The organism is Ornithinimicrobium pekingense DSM 21552, assembly GCF_000421185.1.
In the GTDB taxonomy this organism is placed as follows: Bacteria; Actinomycetota; Actinomycetes; order Actinomycetales; family Dermatophilaceae; genus Ornithinicoccus; species Ornithinicoccus pekingensis.
The window spans coordinates 301233-314531 of record NZ_ATWJ01000011.1 but is presented as its reverse complement, the minus strand read 5'-3'; the positions used below and the strand labels follow the sequence as shown (position 1 = coordinate 314531).

At 74.2% G+C, this 13299-nt stretch carries 15 protein-coding genes; 6 read left to right on the top strand and 9 right to left on the bottom strand.

The window, feature by feature from the left end; genetic code table 11:
• Positions 1-24 precede the first annotated feature (24 nt).
• From K330_RS0112805 to K330_RS0112790, 4 genes are all read right to left on the bottom strand, one after another.
• On the bottom strand, positions 25-309 hold the full coding sequence (locus K330_RS0112805; RefSeq protein WP_040658086.1) for a hypothetical protein: 285 nt from the start codon (positions 307-309) through the stop codon (positions 25-27).
• A 102-nt stretch (positions 310-411) separates the two neighbouring features.
• The gene (locus K330_RS0112800) at positions 412-696 is read right to left on the bottom strand and encodes a hypothetical protein (protein WP_156875795.1); all 285 of its coding nucleotides are present in this window, start codon (positions 694-696) and stop codon (positions 412-414) included.
• A gap of 135 nt (positions 697-831) precedes the next feature.
• A complete protein-coding gene (locus tag K330_RS21130; protein WP_022922210.1) occupies positions 832-1377 on the bottom strand; it encodes a hypothetical protein in 546 nt (181 codons plus the stop codon).
• Positions 1378-1938: 561 nt separating this feature from the next.
• Positions 1939-2724 carry a thioesterase family protein gene (locus K330_RS0112790; protein ID WP_022922209.1) on the bottom strand — a complete coding sequence of 262 codons (786 nt, stop codon included), beginning with the start codon at positions 2722-2724 and terminating at the stop codon, positions 1939-1941.
• Positions 2725-2950: 226 nt separating this feature from the next.
• Here K330_RS0112790 and K330_RS0112785 point away from each other — a divergent pair, with 226 nt between their 5' ends.
• Genes K330_RS0112785 through K330_RS21125 form a run of 3 tightly spaced genes read left to right on the top strand, consistent with a single transcriptional unit; the run spans position 2951 to position 6022 of the window.
• Complete coding sequence (locus K330_RS0112785; protein ID WP_022922208.1) at positions 2951-3427, top strand: hypothetical protein; 477 nt, start codon at positions 2951-2953, stop codon at positions 3425-3427.
• Between the two features lie 53 nt (positions 3428-3480).
• Complete coding sequence (locus tag K330_RS0112780; protein WP_022922207.1) at positions 3481-4539, top strand: DUF2891 domain-containing protein; 1059 nt, start codon at positions 3481-3483, stop codon at positions 4537-4539.
• The gene (locus tag K330_RS21125) at positions 4523-6022 is read left to right on the top strand and encodes a sensor histidine kinase (RefSeq protein WP_156875794.1); all 1500 of its coding nucleotides are present in this window, start codon (positions 4523-4525) and stop codon (positions 6020-6022) included. The genes K330_RS0112780 and K330_RS21125 overlap by 17 nt, the downstream gene beginning before the upstream one ends.
• A gap of 12 nt (positions 6023-6034) precedes the next feature.
• Here the strand turns inward: K330_RS21125 and K330_RS0112770 are convergent, their stop codons facing one another.
• Positions 6035-6253, bottom strand: a complete 219-nt coding sequence (locus K330_RS0112770) for a hypothetical protein (RefSeq protein WP_156875793.1) — start codon at positions 6251-6253, stop codon at positions 6035-6037.
• Positions 6254-6312: 59 nt separating this feature from the next.
• Here K330_RS0112770 and K330_RS22835 point away from each other — a divergent pair, with 59 nt between their 5' ends.
• The 3 genes from K330_RS22835 to K330_RS0112755 all read left to right on the top strand — a co-directional run bounded on the left by K330_RS22835 (position 6313) and on the right by K330_RS0112755 (position 9339).
• On the top strand, positions 6313-7008 hold the full coding sequence (locus K330_RS22835; protein WP_022922204.1) for a DUF6226 family protein: 696 nt from the start codon (positions 6313-6315) through the stop codon (positions 7006-7008).
• Positions 7009-7108: 100 nt separating this feature from the next.
• Positions 7109-8176: a pyridoxal-phosphate dependent enzyme gene (locus K330_RS0112760; protein ID WP_022922203.1), complete on the top strand. Its 1068-nt coding sequence runs from the start codon at positions 7109-7111 to the stop codon at positions 8174-8176.
• A complete protein-coding gene (locus tag K330_RS0112755; protein WP_022922202.1) occupies positions 8173-9339 on the top strand; it encodes an amidohydrolase in 1167 nt (388 codons plus the stop codon). The genes K330_RS0112760 and K330_RS0112755 overlap by 4 nt, the downstream gene beginning before the upstream one ends.
• A gap of 82 nt (positions 9340-9421) precedes the next feature.
• On the opposite strand, the gene K330_RS0112750 is transcribed toward K330_RS0112755, so the two are convergent.
• From K330_RS0112750 to K330_RS21115, 4 genes are read right to left on the bottom strand one after another with little or no spacing between them, the layout of a single operon-like run.
• Positions 9422-10309, bottom strand: coding sequence for a siderophore-interacting protein (locus tag K330_RS0112750; protein ID WP_022922201.1), 888 nt, complete (start codon positions 10307-10309; stop codon positions 9422-9424).
• Positions 10306-11163 carry an ABC transporter ATP-binding protein gene (locus tag K330_RS0112745; protein ID WP_022922200.1) on the bottom strand — a complete coding sequence of 286 codons (858 nt, stop codon included), beginning with the start codon at positions 11161-11163 and terminating at the stop codon, positions 10306-10308. Before K330_RS0112745 ends, K330_RS0112750 begins: the two co-directional genes overlap by 4 nt.
• Positions 11160-12251 carry a FecCD family ABC transporter permease gene (locus K330_RS0112740; protein WP_022922199.1) on the bottom strand — a complete coding sequence of 364 codons (1092 nt, stop codon included), beginning with the start codon at positions 12249-12251 and terminating at the stop codon, positions 11160-11162. The genes K330_RS0112745 and K330_RS0112740 overlap by 4 nt, the downstream gene beginning before the upstream one ends.
• Positions 12248-13294: a FecCD family ABC transporter permease gene (locus K330_RS21115; RefSeq protein WP_022922198.1), complete on the bottom strand. Its 1047-nt coding sequence runs from the start codon at positions 13292-13294 to the stop codon at positions 12248-12250. Before K330_RS21115 ends, K330_RS0112740 begins: the two co-directional genes overlap by 4 nt.
• Positions 13295-13299: the final 5 nt, after the last annotated feature.

The following is a 13299-nucleotide window of genomic DNA, read 5'->3' as shown; positions in this document are numbered from 1 at the left end:
ACCGTGCCGGCACGAGGTGCCCGGTCAGCGGGCGAAGGAGCCGGACCGACCGGTCGCGCCCCTGCGCCCGCGGCGCTTCTTGCCGGCATCCAGCAGCAGCGTGCGACCGGCGCCCTTGGCGGAGTACTCCGAGAGCACGGCGCCCGTGTGGCCGATCACCGTGACGGACCCGCCCTCGGGCGAGCACAGCCGACGGGCGTAGCCCTCGGCACGCAGGCGGTCGCTGCGGTAGAGGAGTGCGAGCTCGGCCCCCACCTCGTGCACGTTCCAGCCGCCGACGAAGTCCTGCTGCACAACCAGGTGCTTCATGTTCATTCCTTCAAATTCGATGTGGACTCCGCGACCCTGCGTCGTCCGATGGTCAAGTATGCCATGCGGAGGGCTCCGCTTTACGTCACCTTTACGTGCTCTTTACCACCTGCGACGACGCTGTCGAGGCTCGCCCGGCACCCCGCGGAGCGGTGTCCGCGTCGAGGCGGGAACGGCATACTCGGTGAGCACGAGGCCGTTGTTGCCCACGACGACGACCGAGCCGCCCTCGGCGGAGACCAGGCGCCGCGCGAACCCCTCTGCCCTGATCCGGTCGCTGCGGTGGAGCTGCTCGTCCGAGCCCAGGTCATGGACGTCCCACCCCCCGATCGAGTCCTGCTGCACCACGAGTCGCCGCAACGTCAGCCCTCCCCAGATAGGCGTCACGACGCCTCCCTACCAAGGCGTCGTAGGGCGTTCATCCTGCCCGACGAATTCCTCCCTGACAAGACCCCCCCCGGAAGGAAATTTAAGCGTCATCTTTGCGATCGCGAGTTCCTCTAAATCGCCTCTGGCGCGTCCTCAGGTGCTGGGGTTCGTCTGCGCGGGCGCGACGGGGCTGGCGCAGTAGCTGAACGGCTTGCCCTCGGCGGCGTGGTAGCTGGCGAGCTGGCCGTCGACACCGAGAACGAGCTGGTAGCCGGGGACGAGGGCCTGGGTGTACATCATCCCGGGCTCGGGGCAGCCGATGCTGCCGTCGGACCAGGTGACGGCGGCGAAGCCCTCGACGGTGACGTCCGCGACGTCGACGCCCCGCCGCTCGGCGTAGTCCTCGGTGGCGGCGACGACGTCGTCGCGGGCCAGGACGCTGTCGGGGACCGGGCCCGTCGGCAGGGCGGAGCCGCCCGGGTCGGGTGTGGGGATGGGGCTGGGCTTCATCGAATCATCCTCGGAAGGGGCGGTGGAGGTCGACCCGTCGTCGTCGGGGGAGGCGGTCTCGTCCTCGGTGGGCGCCGGGGCGGACGCGGCAGGGGTGGGTGAGCTGTCGTCCGTGGCCGCACCGCACGCGGTGAGCCCAACGGTGAGGGCGGCGGCGAGCGCCACGATGCGCTGTCGCTGGGGGAGCATGGGTCCTCCTGGGGTCGACCTGCAAGTCTAGGTCGGACGGCTGGGAGGGGTAGGGAGTTCCGCAGGGGTACGAGGTTCCGCGGCGGAGGTCTGCGCGCCTGCTGAGAGCTTCGGCAGGGGGCGGGGCGCTTGGTCCCCTGACCGTGCGCCCCGCCCACCTGCTCCCCTCGTCATTCGCCCCTGAGGAGCGTCCCTCTCATGACGGTTTGTCAGGTGTCCCGTCCTGACATCTATACAGACGTCCTGGGAGACAGGAATGTTGCCCGCATCACCTGTGATCTGTGTCACAAAAGGGGACGGCCCTCCCCGCGGGACCCGGGGAGGGCCGTCATGCGGCCGGCGCGAGGCGCTCAGCCGCTGGTCAGCGCGGTGGGCGGCATCTCCAAGTGGGCTCACCGGGTGGACCACCGCGCAGAAGGCAGACGATCCCTGGGGCGCCGTTGCCGCCAGGGACCGGCGTCCATCCTGCGTGGATGCCCGCCGGATTTCGAGGGGCTTGACCGAATCGTGACGAAAAACCACCCGAAGGGGTGAGGCCGGTATGCCGCTCCCGCCGGCGCCTCAGTCGCGCTTGCGCAGCGTCAGCGACTGCTCGACCGTGCCGACCGGACCGTGCATGTCGTGGACCGCCGAGGAGGACTGGCCGATGCCCGTCGGGCCCCACGACACCTGGGTGTCCAGGCCCACCCACGGGCCCTCCGGCTGGCGGTGCAGGTGGAGGGTGAGGTCGACGTTGGGGAAGAGCCACTCGGTGGGCCGCTGCCGGCCGACGATGCCGTTGGCGACGTCGAGCATCGCGCACCAGCGGGCCAGGTGGGTGGTCTCCTCACCGGCGACGAGCGGGTGGTCGGTGCGGACCCAGACGTGGCCGCGACCGGGGCGCAGGTCGCCCGGCTGCGCGCGGAACTCCAGGGTGCGCAGGAAGTGCCCGCCCCAGTGCTGCATACCGTCCCAGACCGGCACCGACTCCGGTTCGGGCAGCGGCGGGGCCTCCACGCCGGCCACCTCGCTCGTGTCGCCGCGCACCAGGCGCCAGGCGCTCGCGCGCACCACGTCGCGGCCCCGGGCGCTGGCGACCGCCTCGACCAGCTCGATGGTGCGCCCGGGGCGCAGGGTGCGGGTGCGCACCGTCGTCTCGGAGAAGTGGATCATCCCCAGGATGTCGAAGCTCATCCGGGCCCACTGCAGGTCAGGGCGGGGGTCGTGCCGCTCCAGGCCGTGCACGAGCAGGCCCGTGACGACGGCCATGTGCTGCTCCTGCTCGCTCCACGCGCCCTGCGCGTGCCGGGTCGGCTCGTAGCGTCCGTCGCCTCGCGCGACGTAGTAGTGGTCCTCGTCCCTCGCCATGGGCAGGGAGTCTATGTGTCCGACGTCTCATCCCTTCGGGGGTGTTCAGAGACCTAAACGCGCTGGCACGATGACGGCGTGGGTGCGGCGCCCCCAAGGCGCACGTCCCCGCCCGACAAAGGAGGCGACGATGCCTGACTCGACACGGGCGGTTGCAGGGAACCGCTCAGCCGAAGCGCACGCCGCCATGGGGCGGGGACGTGCATCTGTACTGCTGGAAGCCGGCATGGACGGCGACCTCGACGCCTGGGAGCAGGGTCTGGGCCTCTCGGCCGGCGTCGAGCTGACCACCGGGGAGCGGGAGCGTCTCGACGTGCTCGGTGGCCCGCCGCCGCTGGCTCTCGAGGCCGTCCTGCGCCGCCTGCCGACCGGCGCCCGCCCGTCCGGCCACGTGCGCCGGCTGCGGCTGCTGGCCCGGCGCTACCGGATGGCTCTCGACGGTGACCGGGAGCAGCTGCGCTGGGTCGAGGCCGTCCTCGGGCACCCCCAGGGCACGCTCGGCCGGGCCGACCTGCTCGGCCCGCACGGCTTCCCGCTGCACGTGCAGGACCTGGGCGCCGACCTGGAGCCCGGGCCGCTGCCGTCCGGCTGGCTCGACCGGGTCGGCCCGCAGGCGCTCGCCGACATCCACACGGCCGCGGACCATCCCGAGCCCGTCTGGGTGCTGCTGCGCGAGCTCGACGAAGACCCTCAGCCGAACTGACCTGCGCAGACACCGTCACACGCGGGGTGGCGGTCCGCGTGTTCAATGGACCCATGACCGACGCCGCGCCGACCGACGCCGCCGCCTGGAGCCGCGTCGCCCGCGCGGTCGTCGCCACACCCTACCCGTGGTCGCCCGGCCACACCGTGCTCGGCCCCGACGACGGTCAGCTCGTCCCCGAGCAGCTGCACCCGGCGTTCCACGGCAGCCTTGACTGGCACTCGTGCGTGCACATGCAGTGGTCCCTCGTCACCCTCCTCACGAGGTATGGCGACGCGCTGGGTCGGGACGAGCACGACGCCGTGGTCGCGCTGCTGGGGGAGCGGCTGCGGCCGGAGCACGTCGCGGTCGAGGTCGCCTACCTGCAGGCACGGCCGGGGTTCGAGCGGCCCTACGGCTGGGCGTGGGCGGCCCAGCTCGTCGCCGCGCTGACCGACGCCGCGCGTGACGGCGCGGCACCGCATACCTCGGTGTCCGCGTGGGCCGGGGCCGTCGCGCCCCTGGGCGAGGCCGTCTGCGACCTGGTGCTCGGCTGGCTGCCGCGGCAGGCCTACCCGGTGCGCCACGGCAAGCACCAGAACGACGCCTTCGCCCTCTGGCTGCTGCGCGACGCCGCCGAACGACTGGGCCGCGACGACGTCGTCACGGCGTGCCGGCAGCGGGCCCTCGACTGGTTCGGCGACGACGCCGACGCCCCGACGGCCTGGGAGCCGGGCGGCACCGACTTCCTCTCGCCCGCCCTCACCGAGGCCGGGCTCATGTCGCGTGTCCTGCCGGGGCGGGAGTATGCGGCGTGGCTGGGCCGCTTCCTGCCCGGGCTGGGCGAGGGCCGCCACGAGCACCTGCTCGTGGTGCCGGTGGTCGGGGACGCGACCGACGGGCAGTACGCCCACCTGCTCGGGCTGGCCCTCAGCCGTGCCTGGCAGCTGCGCGAGCTGGCCCCGCACCTGCCGCCCGCGGCGGCCGACCGGTTGCGGGCCGGGGCCGACGCGCAGGAGGCGGCCGTGCTGCAGCAGATCACCGACGGTGACTTCATGGCCACGCACTGGCTGGTGTCGTTCGCCCTGCTGGCCCGCGGCGTCCTCGGGGGTGCGCGTGAGCCTCACGCGTGAGGACCCCGCGCCGGCCGAGGCGCGCGGGCCGCGGACCTGGTCGGTGCGCCAGCGCCTGCTGGCGATGATCGTGGTGGTGATGACGGTCGGGCTGACCGTGACCGGCCTGGTCAGCTACGGCCTGGGCTACATCTCGGTCAGCGAGCGGGTCGACCGGGAGCTGGAGCAGGAGGTCGACGAGCTGCGGCTGCTCGCCCAGGCGGGGCCGGCCCAGGACGGTCAGCCCTACGAGGACGCCGAGCGGCTCCTGCTCGCCTTCCTCGCCTCCTCGGTGGCGGGGGAGGACGAGGCGATGGCCGGTGTCGTCGAGGGGCAGACGCTGGCGCTCTCCGGCGGCGAGCGGCTCTTCGACATCGACCACCCCGACGTCCGGGCGACGGTCGCGGACCTCGCCGTCGAGCCGGGCCAGGCGCGCACCACCGACATCCGCTCCCAGGGCACCGAGCTGCGGGTGCTCGTGGCCGACGTGCAGCTGCCCCAGGAGCAGCGGTCGGCCCAGCTCGTCGTGGTCCAGGACGTGGGGCGCCAGCTGGCGGAGGTGCGCAACCGGGCGCTGACGTATGTCGTGCTCGCCGTGCTCGTCCTCGGCGCGGTGGCGCTGCTGTCCCACCTGCTGCTGGGGCGGCTGCTGCGGCCGCTGACCGAGCTGCGCGAGGCGACCGCCATGACGAGCACCGACGACCTGTCGCGGCGCGTCGAGGTCGAGTCGGCCGACAACGACGTCGCCGAGCTGGCCGTGCGCTTCAACTCCATGCTGGACCGGATCGAGGCCGGCGTGCGCGAGCAGCGCCAGTTCCTCGACGACGCCGCCCACGAGCTGCGCACCCCGCTGACGATCGTGCGCGGCAACGCCGAGCTGCTGCGCGCCGACGACCCCGCCGACGTGGAGTCCTCGCGGGCGCTCATCCTCGACGAGGTCGACCGGATGCAGCGGCTGGTCGACGACCTGCTCATGCTGGCGCGCTCGCAGCGCCCCGACTTCTACCGGCCCGCCCGCACGGACGTCACCGAGCTGGCGCTGGAGGCGATGGAGCGCATCACCTCCCTGGGCCACCGCACCTGGCGGCTGCACGCCGAGGCCGAGGGGGTCGCCGACCTGGACCGTCAGCGGGTGCTGCAGGCGGTGGTGCAGCTGGCCGCCAACGCGGTGAAGTTCAGCGACCGCGGGTCGGTCGTGGAGCTGTCGACGTCGTGGGCAGCGTCGACGTCCGCAGAGGCGCGGCGGGCGGTGGCCGCCGGGGCCCGGGAGGCGGAGCGCTACCTGGTGCTGGGCCTGCGCGACGAGGGCATCGGCATCCCGGCCGACCAGGTGGGTCGGGTCTTCGAGCGCTTCGCCCGCGCCGACAACGTCGGCCCGACGGAGGGGTCAGGGCTGGGCCTGGCGATCGTGCGGGCCATCGCCGAGGCGCACGGCGGGGCGGTGGGGGTGGACTCGGTGGAGGAGGAGGGGTCGACGTTCTTCCTCTGGCTGCCCGACGCCTGAGCGCTGGGGAGCTCAGTCCTGACGGACCGGCTCGGGCGAACCGACCTCCCGGAAGGCCATGCCGATCGTGAGCAGACCCGCACCCACGACGCTGAGCATGAAGACCGCCGCCGTCCAGACGGGGTGGAGGAGGGTCGGCTCGGAGCCGAGGACACTCGCCCTGAGGGCGAGACCGATGATGCCGACGAGGAGGGACACGAGGCCCACCTGCGCAAGAACCTGCGGACGCATCGGACGACCATAACCCCGCACCCCGCGAGGGTCGAATCTTCACCCCTAGGCTGTCTCGCATGGTGGACGTCGATGCGTTGCTCGCCGCGGTGACCAGCGGGTATGCCGCAGAGCACCTGCCGGCGTGGCCCGACCCGTGGGGCGGGGCAAGCCCCGACGACGCGGCATACTCCCGGTGCACCGAGCCCGAGCGCTACGAGATCCTCTTCCGCCGCACCGCCGCCTGGCTGACCGAGCTGGCGCGGGTGCCGGGTCTCAGGGTGGAGCCGGTGGGCGAGGTGGGGGCGCTGTCCCAGGGCGAGCTGCCGGTCGCCAGGGGCTGGCGCGTCTCCAGCGACCGGCCGGGAACGCTGCCCCTGCTCGTGCTGGAGCGGGACGAGCCGATGCCGGTGGTGACCTTCGCGCTGGCGGAGGCGGAGGTGGTGCTGGAGCGGCAGCCGGACTGCGGGTGCGACGCCTGCGACGGCGGGTCGGAGACCATGCTGAAGGCCGTGGACGAGCTCTTCGTCGAGGTGCTGACGAGCCCGGTCGTGGTGGTGCGCGGCGAGGACGGGCGCTGGGAGGCGCGGTGGTCGCGGATGACCGCAGGGGCTGGCGGCAGCCCCGGCCCGCCACGCCCCGCGATGGAGCTCGTCGCCGCCTGCCGACGGATCGCGGCCGGCGAGGAGGTCGACCTCCCGCGCGGGGCGCGGGTCTGGGTCAGCCAGCCCTGGCTGGGCCCGGCGCCGGGGGAGGGTGTCGCTTCACCCACGTGACACTGGTGCAGCATGCGCGCCAAAGGTGCGGTTGGCGCACCGTCTGCGCCAACGGTCCGGGTGCTGGACTCCGGAGTCGGCGCCATCGAGACTGACGGCCATGACGTCCTGGTTCACCAACCCCTCCGCCCGGCGCTGGTCCCTGCCCGACGACGGGTCGGGCGCGGCGCGGGAGTTCCACCGCACCCTGCCCGGCTACGGGCCCACCCCGCTGGTCGACCTGCCCGCCCTCGCCGCCGAGCTCGGTGTGGGCCGCGTGCTCGTCAAGGACGAGTCCTCTCGGCTCGGGCTGCCCGCGTTCAAGATCCTGGGTGCCTCGTGGGCCTGCCGGCAGACGCTGGACCGCCACCCCGGGGCCCACCTGGTCACCGCCACCGACGGCAACCACGGCCGGGCCGTCGCCCGGACCGCCCGCGAGCTGGGCACGTCGGCGACGGTCTTCGTCCCCGACGTCATGCCCGGGAGCACGGCGGCCCGGATCGCGGACGAGGGGGCCCAGGTGGTCCGGGTCGACGGTGACTACGACGTGGCCGTGCGGGCCGCGGCCGAGCACGCCGACGCCGACCCGGGGCGCGAGCTGGTGCAGGACACCGCCTGGGACGGCTACGAGGAGGTGCCGCAGTGGATCGTCGAGGGCTACCGGACGCTGCTCGCCGAGGTCGACGAGGCGCTCGGCCGGCAGCCGGACCTCGTCGCCGTGCCGGTCGGGGTCGGGTCGCTCGCGCAGGCCGTGGTCGCGCACTACCGCAGCGGCGTCGTGCCGGGCCCCGCGACAACCCCGACCGGTGGTGACGTCCACCCCACCCGTGTCCTGTCCGTCGAGCCCGACACCGCGGCGGGCCTGCTCGCGAGCCTGCGAGCCGGCACACCCGTTCCGGTGCCGACCGCAACGACCGTCATGGCCGGCCTCAACTGCGGCACCGTCTCCAGCCTGGCCTGGCCGGTGCTGCAGGGCGGCTGCGACGCGGCCGTCACCGTCACCGACGCCGAGGCGCTCGCGGCATCCCGCGACCTCGAGACGCTCGGCGTCTCCTCCGGACCGTGCGGTGCGGCCACCCTGGCCGGGGTCGGCGCGGCGCTCGCCGACCCCGGCCGGCGAACGGACCTCGACCTGCCTCCGGACGCCGTCGTCGTCCTCCTCTCCACCGAAGGCCTGGACTCCGCATGAGCGACGCCCGACCGAGCGACGCCCGCCTGCGCACCTGGCGCCACCACCTGCACCGTCACCCCGAGACGGCGTTCAGCGAGCACGCGACCGTCGACTACCTGGCCGCGGTGCTGGGGGGCCTCGGGTATGACGTCGCGCGCGGCATCGGCGGCACGGGCGCCGTCGCCTCCCTGACCCGCGGCACCTCCCGGCGCGCGGCCGGTCTGCGCACGGACATGGACGCCCTGCCCATCCAGGAGGTGGAGGGCCGCGAGCACGGCTCGGTCAACCCCGGGGCGATGCACGCGTGCGGGCACGACGGGCACATGGCCATGGTGCTCGGCGCGGCCGCCGTGCTGGCCGAGGAGGGTGGCTTCGACGGGACGGTCCGCCTGGTGCTGCAGCCGGCCGAGGAGCCGGGCCGCGGCGCGCAGGCGATGCTGGACGACGGGATGCTCGAACGCTTCCCGCTGGACGTGCTCTACGGGCTGCACAACCTCCCCGGCGTCCCGGCCGGGCACCTGCACGTGCGGCCCGGCGGGATCATGGCCAGCGAGGACAACTTCACGATCGTGGTCCACGGCCGCGGCGGTCATGCTGCGCGGCCGGAGGCGGTCGTCGACCCGCTGGTCGCCGGGGCCGAGATCGTCCTGGCCCTGCAGACGGTCGTCGCCCGCAACGTCGACCCCGTGCGCCCGGCGGTCGTCTCCTGCACCGGCTTCGAGACCGACGGCGCGCGCAACGCCATACCCTCCACCGTGCGGATCACCGGTGACACCCGCAGCTTCGACCCGCAGGTGCAGGAGCTGCTCGAGCGGCGGATCCGCGAGCTCGCGACCGGGGTCGCCGCGGCGCACGGTGCGCGGGCGGAGGTGACCTACACCCACGAGTTCGCACCGACGGTGAACGACCCCGAGGTGACGGCGCGCGCGGTCACCGCCGCGGTCGCCGCCCTGGGCGCCGGCCGCGTCGTCGGCGACTGCGACCCGGTCATGCCGAGCGAGGACTTCGGCGTCCTCGCCCGTCACGTGCCCGCGTGCTTCGCCCTGCTCGGCAACGGCACCGAGCCCGGCCGTGGCGGGACGCCGCTGCACAGCGCCGACTACGACCTCAACGACGACATCCTCGGCGCCGGCGTCGCGTTCTACGTCGCGGCGGTGCGGGCGGAGCTGCCGACCCCCTGACGTCCCTGCGGGACGGGTGACACTGGCGCACCCTGTGCACCAATGTCACGTGGGTGACCAGACCGGGTGCCCCGGCACCGGCTCAGCCGCGCGGGCGCCCCAGGATCCAGTACGCGCAGAAGTAGACGGCCGTCCTGGCCACGCCGCGCTCGCGCGTCAGGTGCCGGCGCACGCGCGCGGCCAGGTCCTGCTCGCCCGAGACCCACCCGTAGTCAGGCGTGGGCAGGTCCGCGGCCTCCAGCGCCTCGACCAGCGCGTCACCGGCCCGGCGGCCGGCGCGCTCGACGACGGTCACGCTGCCGCGCTCGGGGGAGGGCAGGTCGGGGACGGCGCCCGGCTCGGTCTCCAGGAGCACGTGCAGCTCCACGTCATACCCCCGTGCGCCCTCGATGATCCCCACCATCGAGGGGTATGCCGTCTCGTCGCCGGCGACGACCTGCACCCGGGCGTCGGCCGGCGGGTGGTAGCAGGTGGTGCCGGTCTGCACGGCGAGCTCGTCGCCGGGGCGGGCGAGGCGGACCCAGCGGGCGCCGGGGCCCTCGTCGACCTCCCCCTCGGGGTGCAGCACGACCTCGAGGTCGATCTCGGCGAGGTCGGGGCGGTAGGCGCGCACGGTGTACCAGCGCACGTCGGGGCGCACGTCCTCGGGCATCTCGCCGATGACCGGGCGTGGGTTGGGGCCGCTGATCCCGGACAGGTCGGGCAGGGAGGTGCCGGGGCGCGGCATGACGAGGCCGACGAACTCGTCGGGGCCGAGCGGGGCGTACCAACCGGCCAGGCCGGGTGCGTGGACGGTGAGCCGGCGCAGCTGCGGGGCGACCCACTCGGCAGCCAGCACGGTCGCCGGGACGCAGGCGTGCTCGGTGCGCTCCAGCGGCATGGCCATCGTGCGGGCGTAGACCTCGCTGGCGACGCGCTCGGCGACCTGCCGGGCGCCACGGCTCAGGGTGTCGGTCAGGGGCGCGTTCATCGGATGACCTCCAGCTCGGGTGCGATCCGCGGGGTGCCCGCGGTGCCCAGGACGTGCCCGACCGGGCGGTGCCGGCCGAGGGGGATGACGGACAGGTCGCCGGTGGCCTCCTGCCACAGCACCCGGCAGGTGATGCCGAAGACGTCGCAGACGGTCTCGGCAGTGACGACCTCGCGCGGGTTGCCCTCGGCGATGACCCGGCCGCCGCGCATGGCGACGAGGTGGTCGGCGTAGCGGGCCGCCATCGCCAGGTCGTGCAGCACCATCACCACGGTGGTGCCGCGGTCGACGGACAGGTCGCGCACGAGGTCAAGCACCTCGACCTGGTGGGCGATGTCGAGGAAGCTCGTCGGCTCGTCGAGCAGCAGCAGGTCGGTGCGCTGGGCCAGGACCATCGCGATCCACACGCGCTGGCGCTGCCCGCCGGAGAGCTCGGTGACCTCGCGGCTGACCAGGTGCGTGGTGGCCGTCAGCTCCAGCGCCTCGGCCACGACCTCGTCGTCCTCGCGGGTCCACTGGCGCAGCAGCCCGTGGTGCGGGTGGCGACCCCGGGCGACGAGCTCGCCGACGGTGATGCCCTCCGGCACGACCGGGTGCTGGGGCAGGAGGGCCATCGACCGGGCGACCTGCTTGGTCGGCATCCGGTGCACGTCGCGGTCGCCGAGCATGACCCGGCCGTCCTTGGGCCGCAGCAGCCGCGACAGCCCGCGCAGCAGCGTCGACTTGCCGCAGCCGTTGGGGCCGACGATCGCGGTGACCTTGCCCTCGGGGACCGTCAGGTCGAGGTCGTGCACGATCGTCTGCTCGCCGTAGCCGAGGCTGAGCCGTTCGGCGCGGAGCACGGAGGTGGTCATGACGAAGACCTTTCACGGGTGAGGAGCCACAGGAGGAAGGGGGCGCCCACGACGCCGGTGACGACACCGACGGGCAGGTTCACCTCGGGTACGGCGTAGGCGCCGGCGTGGTCGGCCAGGACCACGATGACTGCGCCGACCAGCGCCGCGGCGCCGATCGAGGCCCGGCCGCCGAGCAGCCGCCGGGCGATCGGGCCGGAGAGGAAGGCGACGAAGGCGATCGGCCCGCACACGGAGGTGGTGGCCGCGACGAGCAGCACGACGAGCAGCAGCGCCCGGGCGCGGACGATGCCGGGCGGGGCGCCGACGCCGGCGGCCAGATCGTCGCCGAGCTCGACGAGGTGCAGCTCGCGGGCGGTGGCCAGCAGCAGCGGCAGGGCCAGCGCCACGACGACGCCGAGCAGCCCGATCTGGCGCCAGGTGACGCCGTTGAGGCTGCCGGTGAGCCAGACCATCGCCTCGTGCGCGCGGTAGATGTCGGCGCGCAGCAGCACCCAGTGCACCACCGAGGTGAGCATGGCCGACAGCGCGATGCCGACGAGGATCATCCGGGTCGGGGCCGAGCCGGGGCGAGAGGCAGACAGCGTCAGCAGGGCCACGGCCACCAGCGCGGACCCGACGAGGGCGGCCAGGGTGACGGCCGCCCCGGAGCCTCCCAGGATGACGAGGGTGAAGACCGCTGCGGCGCTCGCGCCCATGGTCAGGCCGAGCACGTCGGGGCTGGCCAGCGGGTTGCGGGCCATGAGCTGGAAGGTCGCCCCGCTCGCACCGAGCGCCACCCCGGCCAGGGTGCCGACGACGGCGCGCGGCAGCTTGGAGTCCAGCAGGATGAACTCCGCTCCGCCGGGCACCTCCCCGGTGCCGAGCACGATCCGCCAGAAGTCGGGGACGGTGATCGTGAAGTCACCGAGCAGCGTGCGCACGACCATGGCCAGCAGCCAGGCGACCAGCAGCCCGCCGAGGACGAGGTGGCCGCGACGGCGGGCGTGGGAGCGGGAGCGGCGGACCTCGGCGACGCGGTCGGGCACGGTCTCGACGAGGTGGGGTGTCTCGGTCCCGGTGTCGGCGGCGGGAGCGTTGACGGTCATCGCACCGCCGTCCTGCGCACGAGCCAGATGAGGCCGGGGGCGCCGAGCACCGCGGTCATGATGCCGACCTGGATCTCCGAGGGCGGCATGACGATGCGGCCGAGGGTGTCGGTGAGCAGCACGAGCACCGGCCCGACGATCGCGCTGCCCAGCAGGATGCGGCGGTAGTCGGGGCCGGTGACGAGCCGGACCAGGTGCGGCACGACCAGCCCGACGAAGCCGACCGGCCCGGCGAGCGCGACCGCGCAGGCGGCCAGGCCGACGGCGCCCAGCGCGACGATCGCGCGGGAGAGGTGGACGCGCTGGCCGAGGGCGCGCTCGAGGTCGTCGCCCAGGGCGGTGGCGTTGAGCACCGGACCGGACAGGGCGACGACGAGCAGAGAGACGACCAGCAGCGGCAGCACGTCGAGGACGAGGTCGACCGGCCGTCCGGCGACGCTGCCGACCTGCCAGAAGCGGAAGGTGTCGAGTGCGCTGCGGTCGCTGACCAGCAGCCCGGCGGTGACGCTGACGCCGCCCGCGGTCAGGGCGGCGCCGGCCAGGGCCATCGTGAGCGGTGCCGGACCGCCCGGGGCGGCGGCGGAGACGGCATACACGACGACAGCGGCGACGATGCCGCCCAGCAGGGCGAACCACACGAACGCCCCCGCCGAGCCGATCCCGAGCAGCTGGATCCCCAGGACGACGGCGAGGGCGGCGCCGGCGTTGACGCCGAGGATGCCGGGGTCGGCCAGCGGGTTGCGGGTCAGGCCCTGCATGGCCGCGCCGGACATCGCGACCGCGAGCCCGACGACCATGCCGATGATCGTCCGGTCGACGCGCGCGGCGACGACCGCGCCGGCCGGGTCGGTGCTGACGCCGCGCAGCACGGCCTCGACCCCGCCGACCACCTCACCGGGGCTGAGGGTCCGCGAGCCGACCGCCACCGAGACGGCGGCGGCCAGCACGACGGCGCCGAGCCCGACGGCCAGGGGCCACCAGGTCCGGCGCCGACCGACCAGCACGCCGCGCGTCGGCGGCGTGCTGGTCGTGGTGGTGCTCACGGGCG

Coding starts and splice junctions, on each gene's coding strand:
- K330_RS0112770 (WP_156875793.1), bottom strand. CDS start 6,253: ATGCGTCCGCAGGTTCTTGCGCAGGTGGGCCTCGTGTCCCTCCTCGTC.
- K330_RS21130 (WP_022922210.1), bottom strand. CDS start 1,377: ATGCTCCCCCAGCGACAGCGCATCGTGGCGCTCGCCGCCGCCCTCACC.
- K330_RS0112745 (WP_022922200.1), bottom strand. CDS start 11,163: ATGACCACCTCCGTGCTCCGCGCCGAACGGCTCAGCCTCGGCTACGGC.
- K330_RS0112790 (WP_022922209.1), bottom strand. CDS start 2,724: ATGGCGAGGGACGAGGACCACTACTACGTCGCGCGAGGCGACGGACGC.
- K330_RS0112750 (WP_022922201.1), bottom strand. CDS start 10,309: ATGAACGCGCCCCTGACCGACACCCTGAGCCGTGGCGCCCGGCAGGTC.
- K330_RS0112785 (WP_022922208.1), top strand. CDS start 2,951: ATGGACGGCGACCTCGACGCCTGGGAGCAGGGTCTGGGCCTCTCGGCC.
- K330_RS0112805 (WP_040658086.1), bottom strand. CDS start 309: ATGAAGCACCTGGTTGTGCAGCAGGACTTCGTCGGCGGCTGGAACGTG.
- K330_RS0112740 (WP_022922199.1), bottom strand. CDS start 12,251: ATGACCGTCAACGCTCCCGCCGCCGACACCGGGACCGAGACACCCCAC.
- K330_RS0112780 (WP_022922207.1), top strand. CDS start 3,481: ATGACCGACGCCGCGCCGACCGACGCCGCCGCCTGGAGCCGCGTCGCC.
- K330_RS0112755 (WP_022922202.1), top strand. CDS start 8,173: ATGAGCGACGCCCGACCGAGCGACGCCCGCCTGCGCACCTGGCGCCAC.
- K330_RS22835 (WP_022922204.1), top strand. CDS start 6,313: ATGGTGGACGTCGATGCGTTGCTCGCCGCGGTGACCAGCGGGTATGCC.
- K330_RS0112760 (WP_022922203.1), top strand. CDS start 7,109: ATGACGTCCTGGTTCACCAACCCCTCCGCCCGGCGCTGGTCCCTGCCC.